Annotated in this window: 16 protein-coding genes; 11 read left to right on the top strand and 5 right to left on the bottom strand. The window is 41.2% G+C overall.

Annotation, left to right across the window (positions count from 1 at the left end):
• The first annotated feature begins 10 nt into the window (after positions 1–10).
• The gene (gene asnB, locus E2626_RS05830; protein ID WP_134380764.1) at positions 11–1846 is read left to right on the top strand and encodes an asparagine synthase (glutamine-hydrolyzing); all 1836 of its coding nucleotides are present in this window, start codon (positions 11–13) and stop codon (positions 1844–1846) included.
• 125 nt (positions 1847–1971) lie between these two features.
• Here the strand turns inward: asnB and E2626_RS05825 are convergent, their stop codons facing one another.
• Positions 1972–2469: a GNAT family N-acetyltransferase gene (locus tag E2626_RS05825; RefSeq protein ID WP_134380761.1), complete on the bottom strand. Its 498-nt coding sequence runs from the start codon at positions 2467–2469 to the stop codon at positions 1972–1974.
• A gap of 186 nt (positions 2470–2655) precedes the next feature.
• Here E2626_RS05825 and E2626_RS05820 point away from each other — a divergent pair, with 186 nt between their 5' ends.
• Complete coding sequence (locus E2626_RS05820) at positions 2656–4170, top strand: UDP-N-acetylmuramoyl-L-alanyl-D-glutamate--2,6-diaminopimelate ligase (RefSeq protein WP_134380759.1); 1515 nt, start codon at positions 2656–2658, stop codon at positions 4168–4170.
• Between the two features lie 108 nt (positions 4171–4278).
• Entirely contained in the window at positions 4279–4908 is a 630-nt protein-coding gene (locus tag E2626_RS05815; protein WP_134380756.1) for an HAD family hydrolase, read from the top strand.
• A gap of 46 nt (positions 4909–4954) precedes the next feature.
• Here the strand turns inward: E2626_RS05815 and E2626_RS05810 are convergent, their stop codons facing one another.
• From E2626_RS05810 to E2626_RS05800, 3 genes are all read right to left on the bottom strand, one after another.
• Positions 4955–5494 (bottom strand): M15 family metallopeptidase, encoded by a 540-nt coding sequence (locus tag E2626_RS05810; RefSeq protein ID WP_279587256.1) that lies wholly within the window; start codon positions 5492–5494, stop codon positions 4955–4957.
• A complete protein-coding gene (gene nei / locus E2626_RS05805; RefSeq protein WP_134380753.1) occupies positions 5491–6324 on the bottom strand; it encodes an endonuclease VIII in 834 nt (277 codons plus the stop codon). The genes E2626_RS05810 and nei overlap by 4 nt, the downstream gene beginning before the upstream one ends.
• 93 nt (positions 6325–6417) lie before the next feature.
• Positions 6418–6897: a hypothetical protein gene (locus E2626_RS05800; RefSeq protein WP_134380750.1), complete on the bottom strand. Its 480-nt coding sequence runs from the start codon at positions 6895–6897 to the stop codon at positions 6418–6420.
• Between the two features lie 151 nt (positions 6898–7048).
• Here E2626_RS05800 and E2626_RS05795 point away from each other — a divergent pair, with 151 nt between their 5' ends.
• The 8 genes from E2626_RS05795 to E2626_RS05760 all read left to right on the top strand — a co-directional run bounded on the left by E2626_RS05795 (position 7049) and on the right by E2626_RS05760 (position 14171).
• Complete coding sequence (locus E2626_RS05795; protein ID WP_134380747.1) at positions 7049–7975, top strand: AEC family transporter; 927 nt, start codon at positions 7049–7051, stop codon at positions 7973–7975.
• A gap of 59 nt (positions 7976–8034) precedes the next feature.
• Complete coding sequence (locus E2626_RS05790) at positions 8035–9066, top strand: lactonase family protein (protein WP_134380743.1); 1032 nt, start codon at positions 8035–8037, stop codon at positions 9064–9066.
• 468 nt (positions 9067–9534) lie between these two features.
• A complete protein-coding gene (locus E2626_RS05785; protein WP_134380740.1) occupies positions 9535–9915 on the top strand; it encodes a hypothetical protein in 381 nt (126 codons plus the stop codon).
• Between the two features lie 170 nt (positions 9916–10085).
• Complete coding sequence (locus tag E2626_RS05780; protein ID WP_134380737.1) at positions 10086–11021, top strand: manganese-dependent inorganic pyrophosphatase; 936 nt, start codon at positions 10086–10088, stop codon at positions 11019–11021.
• 445 nt (positions 11022–11466) lie between these two features.
• Positions 11467–12135 (top strand): uracil-DNA glycosylase, encoded by a 669-nt coding sequence (locus E2626_RS05775; RefSeq protein WP_424955120.1) that lies wholly within the window; start codon positions 11467–11469, stop codon positions 12133–12135.
• The gene (locus E2626_RS05770; RefSeq protein WP_134380735.1) at positions 12116–12556 is read left to right on the top strand and encodes a hypothetical protein; all 441 of its coding nucleotides are present in this window, start codon (positions 12116–12118) and stop codon (positions 12554–12556) included. The genes E2626_RS05775 and E2626_RS05770 overlap by 20 nt, the downstream gene beginning before the upstream one ends.
• Before the next feature lie 227 nt (positions 12557–12783).
• Positions 12784–13782 carry a sodium:calcium antiporter gene (locus E2626_RS05765; RefSeq protein ID WP_134380732.1) on the top strand — a complete coding sequence of 333 codons (999 nt, stop codon included), beginning with the start codon at positions 12784–12786 and terminating at the stop codon, positions 13780–13782.
• 107 nt (positions 13783–13889) lie between these two features.
• Complete coding sequence (locus E2626_RS05760; protein WP_134380729.1) at positions 13890–14171, top strand: toxin-antitoxin system YwqK family antitoxin; 282 nt, start codon at positions 13890–13892, stop codon at positions 14169–14171.
• A 43-nt stretch (positions 14172–14214) separates the two neighbouring features.
• On the opposite strand, the gene E2626_RS05755 is transcribed toward E2626_RS05760, so the two are convergent.
• The gene (locus E2626_RS05755; RefSeq protein WP_134380726.1) at positions 14215–14892 is read right to left on the bottom strand and encodes an amino acid ABC transporter permease; all 678 of its coding nucleotides are present in this window, start codon (positions 14890–14892) and stop codon (positions 14215–14217) included.
• Positions 14893–14898 lie beyond the last annotated feature (6 nt).

Raw genomic sequence — 14898 nt, 5'->3', positions numbered from 1 at the left:
GTGGCAGAGTATGTGTGGAATTACGGGGTGGATCAGCTGGAAACGTCCGCTGACGAGTGAGTGGCAAACAATAGAGAAAATGGTCAGGACACTCGATAGGAGGGGTCCTGACGCTTTTGGGATTAAGGCTATGCATCATGCATTGTTTGGACATACGCGTCTGACAGTCATAGACCCTGCTGGCGGTGCGCAGCCAATGAGTGTGAAAACAGAATCTGGTGAGTATACACTCATTTATAATGGAGAACTTTATAATACAGACGAAGTACGGAATGAGCTGAAAAGGAAAGGACATTCATTTATTTCCAGGTCTGATACAGAAGTGGTTCTCCGCTCTTATATTGAATGGAAAGAAGAATGTCCGGAACGTTTTAATGGAATATTTGCATTTGCGGTTTGGGATCACAAGCGTGAAGAGTGCTTTGCGGCACGGGACAGACTTGGGGTAAAGCCGTTATTTTATGCAGAAAAAGAAGGTGAACTGATCTTCGGTTCAGAGTTAAAAGCCATTCTGGCACACCCTGAACAAAAAGCACTCGTGACGCTTGAAGGATTGCAGGAATTACTGAGCATGGGACCATCACGCAACCCGGGTAGCGGTGTATTTAAAGGAATTTATGAACTTAAGCCGGCACATGCTTTTAAATACACAAGAGCCGGTTTGAAAAAGTGGCGCTACTGGAATGTAAAAAGTGAAAATCATGCGCATACAGAACAGGAAACAGCCGTATATCTGCGCGAGCTTTTCGAAGATACAGTCAGCAGACAGCTGGTGTCAGACAAACCGATCTGTACTTTTTTATCAGGAGGTGTGGATTCAAGTGCGATTAGTGCAGCCGCAACCTCCCATTTATCAGAAAATCTCCATACGTGCTCAATCAGTTATGAAGAGAATGAGCTGCACTATCAGCCTGACCGGTTTAAACCGAGTGATGACGGTCCCTGGATTCAAAAAATGTCGTCACACCTTTCTTCTGTTCATCACGACAAAGTCATTTCCCAAACTGAACTTGCAAATCGTCTGAAGGATGCTGTGCGTGCACGTGATCTTCCAGGGATGGCGGACATTGACTCTTCATTGCTGTGGTTTTGCGAGCAGGTAAAGAAGGATTTCACAGTAGCACTGAGCGGGGAATGCGCAGATGAAATTTTTGGCGGTTATCCATGGTTTCAGCAGGAGAAGCTGCTTACCCAGAATGGATTTCCGTGGATTACTTCAGTGAATGAAAGGGAAGCATTTATTCTTCCTGAATGGAAAGAAAAGCTAAAGCTGAGTGAATATCTCCTTGAACAAAGCCGCACAATCAGAGCAGAAACACCCCAGCAGGATGGAGAAGCCTCGCTGACTCAGAAACGCAGGGAAATGGCGTACTTAAACATGACCAGTTTTATGACGACACTGCTGGATCGGAAAGACCGGATGAGTATGGCGGCAGGACTGGAAGTGCGTGTCCCTTTTGCAGATCACAGAATTGTTGAATATGCATGGAATATTCCATGGGGCATGAAGCAGCTTGGCGGCAGAGAAAAAGGTATATTACGAAAAGCACTGGAAGGTTTATTGCCTGATGAAGTGCTTTACCGCAAAAAGAGTCCGTATCCGAAAACGTATCACCCGGATTATACGGAATCTGTAAAGCAACTGCTCACTCAGTCCCTGTCTAAAAGCAGTTCCGTGCTGCCTGAGCTGTTTGAACGTGGAAAGATTGAGGAGCTAATACAAAGTGATGGGGCTTCATTTAAAGTGCCATGGTTTGGTCAGTTAATGAAAGGACCTCAGCTGATTGCATACCTGGTCCAGCTTGATGCGTGGTTTGACATGTATGAAGTGAAATTTGATCTCTGAGAATAAGAAAGAAGATGAGGCGAAAGCTGTCTCATCTTCTTTCTCGTTTCGCTATTAGCACCAGGGATGATTCGATTAAGCACGCTCGTCATGACTCATTCGCACCGTCCAGCTGAAAAATGTTTTTATGATCTCGTCAAAACCAGTTGATAAAAATGGACGTCCTGCCACTCCCCGAATTTGAAGCCTACTTCTTTAAAATTCCCCACAAACTCAAATCCGAAGCGCTCATGCAGTCGCACGCTGATTTCGTTTCCTCCAGTGATACCACTGATGATTGTATGGAATCCTCTTTTCTTTGCATCCTCAATTAACACATTCATCATCTTTTTTCCTAATCCCGCTCCTTGAAAGCCTGGTGACAAATAAATTGAGAGTTCAACTGTATCTTTGTACGCTTCTTTGTCACGAAATGGACTTAAACTGCCGTAGCCTGCGACCTGTCCATCAATTTCTGCGGTAAAAAGCGGGTAACGATCCTGGTAGCGACTGAACCAGTCAGTCCGCTGTTCGATCGTATGGGGATTCAGATCGAATGTTGCAACGGTTTCAAGTACCGCCTGATTATAAATGTCGTTCATTGCCTTAATGTCAGCTTCTTTTGCTTTTCTAATGACTGTCATAATACCCTCCGGAATTTCACTTTTTTATCTATCTTAAAACACTTGCCGGAAAATGAACAGTCGGCTATGAAATTAATGGTTGTTGGACTAACAGCACATTAATCGGATAAAATATAAACAGACATGCATTTTTTGTCGAATTTCAGGGAATGGAAAGATATCAGGAAAAGAGACAGGAGATGAACCATGCTTATACATTTAAATGAACTGAATTTTATAACTGCTTTTTATAATGAACCGGTAAAGCAGATTTCTCATATTACTTATGACTCCAGGCAGGAAGGCAAAGACAATATTTTTTTCTGTCTTAAAGGAGAAAATTCAGATGGTCATGATCATATAGAAGAGGCAATTGAACATGGGGCAGTCATGGTGATCGGTACGGATCAGAAGCTGATGGAACTTGCATCTGCTCAATATCCGGACTGTTCTTTCGGGGTAGTTTCCGATGATCGTGAAGCACTTGCGCAATTTGCTATTTACTTTTATGGACAAGCTGATCAGAAAATCAAAACGATCGGTGTAACCGGCACCAATGGCAAGACGACAGTGGCTGCTTTTGTGAAATCACTGTTAACGCAGTGCGGAATAAAAACAGGCTCAATCGGCACAAATGGTATTTTTGCTTCCCGTGAAGAAATTATATATAAAAAAAGTACCCCCACGACACCTGAAGCCTCAGATCTTCACGCAATATTCAGTGAGCTGAATAAAAGACAGGATCAGGCCGTGGTGATGGAAGTATCGTCTATTGCAATTGACCAGCAAAGAATAGCTGGTATCCAGTTTGATACAGCAATTCACACGAATATCTCCTCAGAACATCTTGAATATCATAAAACGTTTGAACGTTACAAAGAGGCAAAAATGAAGCTCTTTAATCAGGCGGATAAAGCTGTTGTCAACATTGATGATGAAATGGGTTTAGAACTGGCAGAACATTTTACGGGGGATCTGATCACTTACAGTCTTGACCGTCATTCCGGAGCGGATCTCATCGCAGACAATTGTCATGTCTCAGAAAGTGGAACAATGTTTGAACTGAAGATGAATGATCAGTCCTATTTAGTCAATTCCTCGGTCTATGGAAATTATAATGTCCACAATTTACTTGCAGCAATTGGTACAGCACTGCACAATCAAATTCAGATTGAACAAATCATTCCCGTGCTAAAAAATATTGAAAATCCGAAAGGTCGTTTTCAAGTCATAGAAGAATATGGCGGACGTAAAATCATTATAGACTATGCTCACACGCCTGTTGCTTTAACCAGTCTTTTGAGTGAAGCTAAAAAGCTTCCGCACAGCAGAATGATTGCGATGATTGCAGGGATTGGCATCCGTGACTTTAATAAAATGCCTAAAATGGCTGAAACTGCGGAAGGACGGGCAGATCATATCATTGTCACCGTTGACCACCCGGGAGATCACGATCCTCAAATCGTAGTGGATCAGGTGATGACAGGATTCAAAAATTCTTCTGACCCTTCTATCTCGACTTCACTTACAAGAGAAGAAGGGGTGTTAAAGGCACTTTCTCATTCCGAGGAGGGGGACTTAATTCTTTTGACGAGCGGCTGCATAAATGGTGCGCAGATTATTAAGGGTGAGTATATTCCTCATTCTGATGAAGAAATCATCAAGGAATACTTTCATAACTTAAAAAAAATTGAAAGCATAAGAATGGAGGAATGCAGATAGACATATATTCAGATCGGAAAGTATTGTGAACATTCACTCATTTTTTCCTTCATGGCAAAAGTATGCCATAATAATAACTAAATGAATGAAAAAAAGGAGGACATGAATGTGGCACTGATCTTATTCGATCTTGATGGAACCATTATTGATTCCACTGACTATTTACTGCAGGCTCTGCATCTGGCTGTAGAGGATATGCCTCATATTAAAGAACCGACAAAAGAAACGCTTCAATCTGCATATGGGCTGACAGGCAATGATTTCTGGGCAAAAGTTGTTCCGGACGCTTCTCCTCAGGATATAACGATTATCAGAAGGAGGAGAAGTGAATTCCTTGATCAGCTGGTCAAAGGAAAGGATATACTTTTTCCTGGCGTAAAAGAAACGCTGAAGCAGTTAAAAGCAGATGGACACACACTTTCGACAGCATCGAACTGTGGAACTCACTATTTAGATATGATATTGGACACCCAGGATATCAGACAATATTTTTCGTCACCGCTTTGTCTTGGTTCGATCTATGGAGAAAGAAAAGGCGAGGTATTAGCAGCGCACTTCGAAAAATTCGGTAAAGAAAAAGCGTATCTTGTCGGAGATCGTTATTCCGATATAGAAGCTGCTAAAGAACATGAGGTTCCTGTCATTTACTGTACATACGGGTTTGGCACTGAAGAAGAAGCTGTAATGGCGGATTACCGCATCGGAAAAATTGATGAAGTCCGTGCGATTGTCAGTTGATCTGCATGAAAAAAAGCGTTGATTCCAATTCAACGCTTTTTTCATTTTAATATATAACAGGACCTTCTTCAGGACGTTCGCCGCGTTTTAATTCCCGAATGGAAAGACCGAAGCGCATTTCAAAGTGGGGATAATCTTTGAAACCCCTGAAATCACCACCCCATGTAAAACCTAGGTTTTTAGCAATTTCTACGACTTCCATCCAGTCGGATTGTCCATTTTCATTCCCATCGTAATCCATATCCCAGATCACATCATCTTCAGTCTGAAGCGCAAAATCTATCGCAAGGCCGTAGTTATGATAGGATTCCCCGCCTCGTGCATTGGAAACAATATTTCCATCTCTTGTTCTGCCCTGTGCATAAATGTCATCCTGTTCGTCGAAAGATCTGAATCCATCGGTAATGACAATATTTATTTCCTGTTCAGCAGATTTGAGAACCAGTTCATCTCTTTTTTCCTCCACTGCAGGATGAAGTCCCTGAGGTAAAGGACGGTTGCTCAATTCCTCCCGATGTTTTATTTCTTCGTTAATTAGCCATCCTCCAATACCAGCGATGATCAAAAAAAGTATGAGTTTTTTCAATTGTGATCATCTGTTTTCTGGCAAGTCGGACAAAAATACAAGCGCCTTGAAGATGCGGTTATTTTTTCTATCGGTGTACCATCAATGCGGCATGACTGGCCTGCTCTGTTGAACACCCAATGTCTGTATTGTGCCCTCTTTTTACCCTCTGCTTTAAGGCGGTTTGCCAGCTCAATATCATTGGTTATTCCACCGGTTTCATATGATTGAACAGTCAGTTGAATGATTGCTTCAGCAGCAGCTTTAATTTGATGGGCGCTGCAGTCCCGGGGACGAAGGGATGGATGAATACCCGCTTTGAACAGAATTTCACTGCGCAGATAATTGCCATTTCCTGCGACAAACCCCTGGTCGAGCAAGAGGGCAGTCCACCTTCTGCCACTGAACTTTTTGCTGTTGATCCTTTCAATGAGCTGGTCAATTGTAACTGTGTCATTTAAAACATCAGGGCCTGCTTTTTGTATAAATGGGTGAAGGTGAACTTCTTCATCCCGGATCACTTCGATATCTGATGAGCTGTATAAGAGAGCAGACTTTTTTTCATTATGAACAGCAAACCTGAGCTGCCTGTTTGTTTTAGGATAGTTATACGCATTTCTGACCACCCATTTTCCATAAAGCTGATTGTGACTGTAAACCGTATACCCATTTGAAAAACGGATCAGCATGGCTTTTCCTACGGTTTCCACACGTAAAATATCAGCGCCGGTAAAGAAGTCTTCATAGTCTTTAAGGTGATCAAAAGCAAAATGAACTTCCATTATCTTTTTGCCTTTCAACGCTTTTTCAACCTGATCGGCTGCACGTCTGATTTCAGGACCTTCCGGCATTATGCATCTTCCTTTATAAAAGTTTTGTGTTAACTGAATTTATGCAGGAAGGGATGCAGGAGTATACACCCTGCATCCCTGAATCTGTCCGTGTTAATTCTCCAGCTGAATATCTTCTCCATATTTAAGGATACGGAAGGCAGCATAACCATCGCTGTACTTTCCTCCTCCAAAGTTGACAGGAAGCAATGAGAAAGCAGCAAAGTAAAGTGAAAAATACGCGTACTGATAGAAAAAGATATCAGGTCCAATGATATCCTGTATGATCAGAAGGTTTATCAAAAGTATTGAACCGATATTAAAGATCACACCACCGAGATGAACAAGTGTATTTGTAAAGCGATTACTATATTTTAATTTAGTATATTTACAAAAAGAGTCCAGAAAGTAAATAGCGTGAACACTGACTTTTCCGAACTTAAATAACCTTCTGCCTCTTCCTAACGAAAATTCAGCAGAACCGCCAAATATCTTAGCGAAAAAACTGTGTCCAAGCTGGTGGACAAGTGAAGTTGTTGGGAATACAAGCATGAAAGACCATAAAAAAGTCCATATATCTTTTAATTGAAACATTTAAACACCTCTAACATAATTTTTCATGTATCGTCTAGACATGTTTCCCGGGAATTGATTCATTAAACCTCTCTAAATAATGAATCAATTGGACATCGAAGAAAGAGTAGCGTACGATTGAAAAAATTAAATGTAAAAGGAAGTTTAAGGAATGGAGATTCAAACGGTCGTATCCACAATTATTGTCATGGGTCTGATGATCGCCACAGGCTCAATATTTGCACTCAGGGTAAATGTAACAAGTGAAGTTAAATCAGTATACATATTATTAATTTTAAATATAGCGGTCCCTGCTGTCATTTTAAATGGTGTTTTCAGTGTGGATTTAACTGGTGATGCTTTGGCAGAAGCCGGATTGATCTTTGCGATATCTATTGTGTATCACGTTGCAGCGCTGATTTTTGTTAAAGTTCTGACGGTCATCCTGAAAATGCGTTCAATGTTTGCGAAGAAGATGATGATTCTTGGGGCACTTGGAAATACAGGTTTTCTGGGAATCCCGCTCGCTGCTACAATTTTTGGTCCGGCCGGTGGATTTCTGGCAGCTATTTTCGATGCAGGACTGAGCCTAACCGTTTATACAATTGTGATTTATCTTTTGCAGGCTGAAGGGAAATTTCATATCAGTCAGCTGAAGGCGATGATTAATATGCCGGTTATTGCAATTGTTTTGGGTCTGGTTGTAGCGCTCAGTGGATTTCAGCCACCGGGTATGATGGTGCAGTTTGTTGAGATGCTTGCAGCACTGGCAGCCCCGATGGCTATGCTTTATGTGGGTATGCTGCTGCCTCCACTTTGGAAGAGAAAAAAGGAGGTCATGTTTCCGCACCTATGGTTCCCGGTTACGGTCAGACTATTAGTGATCCCACTCATCGTCATGGCTGTCTTATCATTATTTTCATTTACAGGATGGACAGCGCAGCTGATCGTGCTCCAGACCGCTATGCCGGCAGCTATGATTACAGCCGTCTTATTTTCTAAATTTACAGAAGAAGAGGAAACAGCGGTCGTCACAATTTTCGCTTCTACGCTGCTAAGTCTGGTCACAATTCCATTTATCGCCTGGCTCTTAATTTGATTTTTCGGTTTCTCTCCTTGAAAATAAGGAAAGATACTAATATGAGAGGAGCGATTTAAATGACAAAATATAAAGGTTTTATTGGTACATATACCAAGAAGTCGAGTAAGGGTGTCTATGAAATTGAACTCGATACAGAAAAAGAAGCACTGACAGTGAAAGGGGTAGCAGCTGAAATGCAAAGCCCTACCTATGTCAACATGGATGCGGACCAGGAGTATCTTTACACGGTAGCTCCAGGTGGGATGGCTTCTTACAAAGTTGGTGATTCTTTATCTTTATTGGCTCACGCAAATGAAAAAGACGGGTCTCCGTGTCATGTCAGCGTAAGTCCGGACGGTCAATACGCGGCATCAGCTACTTACCTTGATGGCACAATCGCACTTTATAACCGCGACAAGGAAACTGGTAAAGTGACAGAACAGCTTTCAGTTGTTCAGCACGAAGGGAATGGTCCAAATGAAGAACGGCAGGACGCAGCCCATGCCCATTATAGCGGCTTTTCACCTGATGGTAAGTATATTGTAGCCGTTGATTTAGGAACTGATGAAATTATCAGCTACAGCTATCAGAGTGGGGAATTGAAGCATGCTTCTACTTTTAATGCAGAACCTGGAGCGGGACCAAGACACCTGGTATTTCACCCTGAGAAGCCTCTTGCGTACGTTATGACCGAGTTGAGCAATGAAGTATTAGTACTTGCTTATGACAGCGAGAATGGCTCATTCAGACAGCTCCAGGCTATTCCTGCGATCCCTGGGGACTTTAAAGAAAATAGTCAGGGAAGTGCAATTCACATTACTTCTGATGGTAAGTTCGTCTATGCAGGAAACAGAGGACATAATTCTATTGCAGTGTACGCAGCTGATGAAAACAGCGGAGAGCTTACTCATATTGAATACGTTGAAACAGAGGGGAATTGGCCAAGAGACTTCTCATTGGATCCTTCTGAAACATACGTAGTAGCTGCTAATCAGGAAAGTGATTCCCTCGTTTTATTCAAACGTGATGCAGAATCAGGACGTCTGACTGCAACAGGTGTTAAAGTCGAAGTACCTGAACCAGTGTGTGTGAAATTTATATCTAACTAATTAAAGCTTCAATCCCGGCCATGCAGTGCCGGATTGAGATACAGAAAAGCTGCGGATGGTCATTGGTGACATCCGCAGCTTTTTTAAAACTTTTAAGTTCCTCACCTCAAGAAAAATCAAATATCACATTTACTACAGATGAAAAGTATTGAAAAAATTATCTTTTAAAAGATGTATTTAAAATAGTTCTTACTATTATATGGTTGCAAACAGCAAATTTTTATCCATCAAAAAAATTCCCAAAGGATGATAAATTAAAAAATTCAAAAAAAATATATATAATGAAATCCTATTAGAATAAGGGATCATGTCAATATTGGCGTATGTGGATAAAACTTCTAATTGACAAAACTAGTGGTCTATCCTTTATACTGAAAAAGTCCTCTGAACTTTTCATTTTATTGGTAATGAACTGGTTTTGGTGGAAAAATATACATATAGAACTAAAGAGAGAGGGTCTGCATAAGAATGAGGATTACGATTGACCTTAAAGTAGTACACGTCAAACCTCGTGTTAAATCACATTTATCTAATGTAGTTCATTTCATTGATTCTGCTGAAAACCGCTTCATCTGGACTACTGCAGTTGATAAAGGACTTGTAGAAGGTGAAAAAGTTAAAGCGCAAATCAGTGTAAATGAAGAGCTTTATGATGAAGAAGGAAAATACGTTAGAATTAGCCACGTAGCGATTTTAGAAAAAATTTCTGACCTTAGTGCAACCACTTACACCGAGAAACCATTCAGCATCATGGACCGCCCTTCTAAAAAAGAAGAGAAAAAGAAGGTGCCTGATCAGGAGCTGCTAAATAATATCGAGAAAACACTTGAGCTGCTTAGAAAAAAATAACGGCTATTTTTTTACTGGTACATTTAGCAACTCGAAAGAAAGGGCGCACGTGCGCTCTTTTTTGCGTTGGATTAATTTCATGTCAGATCTTGATTAATACTTCATTCCTTGAAGTAAAATTGGTAGAATAAAAGAAGCGTTTAAAATTATTCGAATAAAGGAGTCTACTTATGACTAAAGCATTGGTTTTTGGACATAAAAGTCCTGATACAGATACAATTACGGCAGCAATTGCCTATTCACATTTAAAAAATGAAATTGGATTTGAGACAGAAGCTGTACGTCTTGGTGAAATTAATGGTGAAACAGCCTATGCACTTGAACAGTTCAATGCAGAGGCGCCACGCCTGATTGATAAAGTAGCAGGGGAAACAGACCGCGTGATTCTTGTAGACCACAACGAGCGTCAGCAAAGTGTGGATGATCTGGATGAAGTGAAAGTGATTGAAGTCATCGATCATCATAGAATCGCAAACTTTGAAACAAGTGACCCGATCTATTTTAGAGCAGAGCCAGTCGGCTGTACTGCAACGATTTTATTGAAACTGTACAAGGAGCACGGAGTTGAGATTCCTAAGAACATTGCAGGTTTAATGTTATCTGCAATCATTTCAGATTCTCTATTGTTTAAGTCTCCAACCTGCACAGAAGAAGATGTAAAAGCTGCAAAAGAGCTTGAAAAAATTGCAGGGGTAAATGCTGAAGAATATGGTCTTGAAATGCTGAAAGCCGGAGCAGACCTCAGCGGTAAAACGGCAGAAGAACTTATTTCACTTGATGCAAAGGTATTTGAAATGGGCGGCCACCACGTGAAAATTGCCCAGGTTAATGCAGTTGATCCACAGGATATCCTTAACCTGCAGGAAGAAATTGAGAAAGCAGCTGAAACAGCAATTGAAGAAGAAAAGCTGGCTTTATTTGCAGTCGTAGTAACCGATATTTTAAACAGCAATTCTGCCATTATCGTCAAAGGTTCTCACGTGTCACTTGCTGAAAAAGCATTCAAAGTAACATTCATCAATCATACTGCACTGCTTGAAGGTGTCGTATCGCGTAAAAAACAAATCGTTCCTGTACTAACAGAAGCATTTAACGAAGAAGCATAATTTACAAAGGCAGAATTCTTCAGAGGGTTCTGCCTTTTTTCTGATTATGAGCTTTTATACCTTTTAAGCTAAACTGAGCAGTTCTTTGCATGAGTATGAACAACGATTCTGAAGGGGTGTCTGGAATATTAATGTACCTTTATTGACGCCTCATTCTAAAAAATAAATAACGATTTTTCATAACTTTTTCCTTTTTTGTAATGTAATGAATTAAAATACTTAGGTTCATTGAAGCGGAAGGTGTGGACTCCGGGACGATAAGCGGGATAGCTGAGACCCCGCAGCCGAAGGCGAGGAGGCCATATCGGACCACAAAACGGTCCACCGATCCGGAAAGCCTACACCTGGAGCGTAAATGAACCGGTCACTTCCCGCGAGACTTTTTAAAAAGACTGGTTTTAATTAGACATATGAAAGGAAATAAAAAAGCATGGAGGTGCTTTTAATGAAAATTCCTGAATCACTTGCAAAGCAAGGGAAAGAACGTATCAAAAACTATCCGGTTGAAGGATTCGTGTATGGAGAAGGCCCTGATCATCCTGTCATCATGCTTGTAGGAGAAGCACCGGGAGAAACCGAAATACATAATGGTATACCTTTCAGCGGAAGAGCCGGCAAAGAACTGATGCAGTCGCTGGATTTCCTCGGACTGACGAGAGACGACGTCTATATCACAAGCGCGGTCAGAAGCCGTCCTTATAAATGGGGAGAAAAGAAAGACCGTAAAAGTGGCGAAATGATCAAAAGAAAATATAATCGCGCCCCTACTGGCGGAGAAATTAAGGCGCATGCACCTATATTAGATTATGAAGTGAAACATGTGAATGCGCCTATTATTGTGACGCTTGGAAACATTGGACTACAGAGACTTGCAGGAAAAGACAAGAAGGTTACACAAGTTCACGGACAACTGCTGAAACAGCCGGTGCAATACCTGGAAAATCCGGATGCCGGTTTTAAATGGACTGAAGAGGCCTATGAGATTTTCCCGACTTTCCACCCGGCGGCGATCTTTTACAACAGAAGCCTGGATGAAAAATTGAAGGAAGATTTAGTGAAACTGAAAAAGCTGATAGAGGACCGGGGGTTAAAAAATGAACAAGGAAGAACATAAGAAAATAGCAGTGCAATGCTTTAATCAAGCATGGGATTTAATCGATAAAAGAGACAGAACGACGGACGAAACGCTTGAAATGATCCGTCTTGCTCAAACGTCTCGTTATCACTGGGGAGTTGCGGGTGATTATGTGAATTGGTCCCGTGGTGAATGGCAGATTTCCCACGCTTATGCAAGAGCGGGAGATGGCAGACAGGCGCTTGTATACGCGGAAGCGAATGAAAGAATATATCTTGAATACGGCTTAACTGGGTTTGATGAAGTGTTTGTCTATGAAGCGTTAGCCCGGGCATACAAATTATTGGAGAATGAAGTAAAAGCGGAAGAGGCGCTCAGAAAAGCTAAAGTACTGACTGCCAAGCTTGAAAATAAGAAGGACCGCGATTACATTGAGGGTCAATTAAAAGAATTATCTTAAAAGGTTTCAAAAGACTTTGGATATGGTATATTAATATAAACGAATATATCCCTAAAAAGGGGAGTAGCGACCTTAACGGTTAATGAATCGTCATTACGGCAGACTACCTGCTCGGTTCATTGAGCTCTGCATATGCAGAGTACGCAAGACCTTTTTATGAGTACTCAATTTGCTGAGCGCTCATAAAAGGGTCTTTTTTCGTTAAGAGAATTTGAGGAGGAATATCATTGGTTTTTGTTTGGTTTATATTAGCTGCAGCTGTAACGGTTTATGCGGCCATTAAATTATCCACCTATGCTGATGTGATCAGTACGAAGTCAGCTATGGGGGGCATGCTGGTAGGAACGCTGCTTCTTGCGGGGGCAACGTCACTTCCTGAAGTGACAACAAGTTTATCTGCGGTTGTCATTGATAACCCGGATATTGCAATTGGTAACATGCTGGGATCAAACTTATTCAATCTGTTTATCATTGCAGGGTTTGATTTGTTTTTCAGGAAGAAAAGACTGTTTTTAGATGCAAGTAACAGTCATTTGCATACAGCAAGTTTGGGATTATTACTCACTCTTTTGACACTTGTTGCACTGTATTTAAGAATTGATGCCACTTTCCTTGGTATCGGAATTGATGCATTCATCATTGCAGGAGCATACGTTGTCGGCATGATTATTATTAGTAAATTGCCTGAAAATAAGGGTGTGGAAGCCGCACTTGCACCTGAAGAGGAGAAAGAGGTTGCTGCAGGTTTTTCGATGACTGTGAAGCAGGCAGTCATCAGATTCATTATTGCAGCGATCGTGATCATGGGTGCAGGAACTGTACTTTCGATCATGGGTGATCAAATTGCTGTGATAACCGGCCTGGGATCAAGTTTTGTTGGCAGCTTCCTAATTGCTGCTACGACTTCTTTACCTGAAGCGGTTGCCGTATTTGTAGCACTCAGACTTAAAAATGTTAATCTGGCGCTGGGGTCTATTCTGGGAAGTAACATCTTTAATATGCTGATTATCGCTGGTTCAGATGTATTTTACAGAGGCGGTTCTATTCTTTCAGCGGTGTCAGATTCTCATATTTTCACGGCGATTGGTGTAACGATCTTATCCATCTTCGTGATGTTCTCAGTTGTGAAAAAGAAATCACGTTCAACGTTTACGTATATTTTGCCTTCACTATTGATTGTAATGGGATATTTTGTTGTATCTTATCTGATTTTCATGGGATCTTAAAAGAAAACGATAAGTATGGAAAATTCATTTTTCCATACTTATTTTTTTGGAAATGATCGATAAGTCATTATGTTAATATAAAAGCAAAACCAGCTTGAGGTGATTTTGTGGTAAAAGAAAATTGTGACCTGACGAATAATAGCAGCGTGAAGAAAAAGAAATCAGAAGTCATTGATGGCTACACAATTAAGTATCATGCAAATGGAAAAACAATGTGGTCAAAAGGGAAGATGGCAGGAGGTCAGCCTGATGGCTACTGGGAGTGGTACAGACTTGATGGAACGAAAAAGCGTTCCGGTTATTTTAAAAACGGCGACCCGGTTGGAGAATGGATCACCTATGACAGTAAAGGCGAAGAATACAAAATTACGAATCGGGATAAAAAATGAATTAAAAAAGCTCAAAGTCTTAGCTTTGAGCTTTTTTAATTCATTACAGATATTCTTCATATCTTTTTTCTAAATAGTTCTGGAAAATGGTCATCAGTGAGCAGATGCCCCAATAGATCAGTGCTACCAGTATATACATGGTCATGAAGTCAAATTCACGTCCGCCGACAATTCGTGCACGCTGAAAAATATCAGGCACTGTAATAATGGCGGCAAGAGAAGTTGCCTTAATAATGTCCACATATACATTTCCGAGAGGTGGTATCGCGATCCTGACTGACTGAGGAAGAATCACTCCATACATTGTCTGCCAATAAGTTAGGCCTAACGCTTTGGAGGATTCCCACTGTCCTTTATCCACTGAAGATAAGGCAGATCTGATAATTTCAGCAATGTAGGCTGCACTATTAATACTGAATGCAATTAAAGCAGCATTAACAGCGGGAATCTGTACCCCGATCACAGGCATGCCAAAGTACAAGAGAAACAATATTACGAGAATGGGCACGCCCCGCATAAATGAAATATATGTACGGGCAGGCCAGCTCAAAATGCCGAATTTTGAGGTTCTTGCCAGCGAAATAAAAAACCCCAGAACCAGACCGGCCGCCATACTGACAATTGAAATCAGCAGGGTATAGCCAATCCCTGACATGACATAGGGAAGTGACTCCCACGCAAGTTCAGGGTTAAATAATAAATCCCAGCGAATTCCGTCCAAAGCGGC

The sequence above is a fragment of the Jeotgalibacillus salarius genome, from assembly GCF_004405125.1.
GTDB lineage: Bacteria > Bacillota > Bacilli > Bacillales > Jeotgalibacillaceae > Jeotgalibacillus > Jeotgalibacillus salarius.
The sequence above is the reverse complement of the archived record's forward strand: the minus strand, read 5'-3'. Positions and strand labels throughout refer to the sequence as shown.

Excerpts from the sequence above, each read along its gene's own strand:
- asnB (WP_134380764.1), top strand. The coding sequence starts at position 11 with ATGTGTGGAATTACGGGGTGGATCAGCTGGAAACGTCCGCTGACGAGT.
- E2626_RS05825 (WP_134380761.1), bottom strand. The coding sequence starts at position 2,469 with ATGACAGTCATTAGAAAAGCAAAAGAAGCTGACATTAAGGCAATGAAC.
- E2626_RS05820 (WP_134380759.1), top strand. The coding sequence starts at position 2,656 with ATGCTTATACATTTAAATGAACTGAATTTTATAACTGCTTTTTATAAT.
- nei (WP_134380753.1), bottom strand. The coding sequence starts at position 6,324 with ATGCCGGAAGGTCCTGAAATCAGACGTGCAGCCGATCAGGTTGAAAAA.
- E2626_RS05800 (WP_134380750.1), bottom strand. The coding sequence starts at position 6,897 with ATGTTTCAATTAAAAGATATATGGACTTTTTTATGGTCTTTCATGCTT.
- E2626_RS05795 (WP_134380747.1), top strand. The coding sequence starts at position 7,049 with ATGGAGATTCAAACGGTCGTATCCACAATTATTGTCATGGGTCTGATG.
- E2626_RS05790 (WP_134380743.1), top strand. The coding sequence starts at position 8,035 with ATGACAAAATATAAAGGTTTTATTGGTACATATACCAAGAAGTCGAGT.
- E2626_RS05785 (WP_134380740.1), top strand. The coding sequence starts at position 9,535 with ATGAGGATTACGATTGACCTTAAAGTAGTACACGTCAAACCTCGTGTT.
- E2626_RS05780 (WP_134380737.1), top strand. The coding sequence starts at position 10,086 with ATGACTAAAGCATTGGTTTTTGGACATAAAAGTCCTGATACAGATACA.
- E2626_RS05775 (WP_424955120.1), top strand. The coding sequence starts at position 11,467 with ATGAAAATTCCTGAATCACTTGCAAAGCAAGGGAAAGAACGTATCAAA.
- E2626_RS05770 (WP_134380735.1), top strand. The coding sequence starts at position 12,116 with ATGAACAAGGAAGAACATAAGAAAATAGCAGTGCAATGCTTTAATCAA.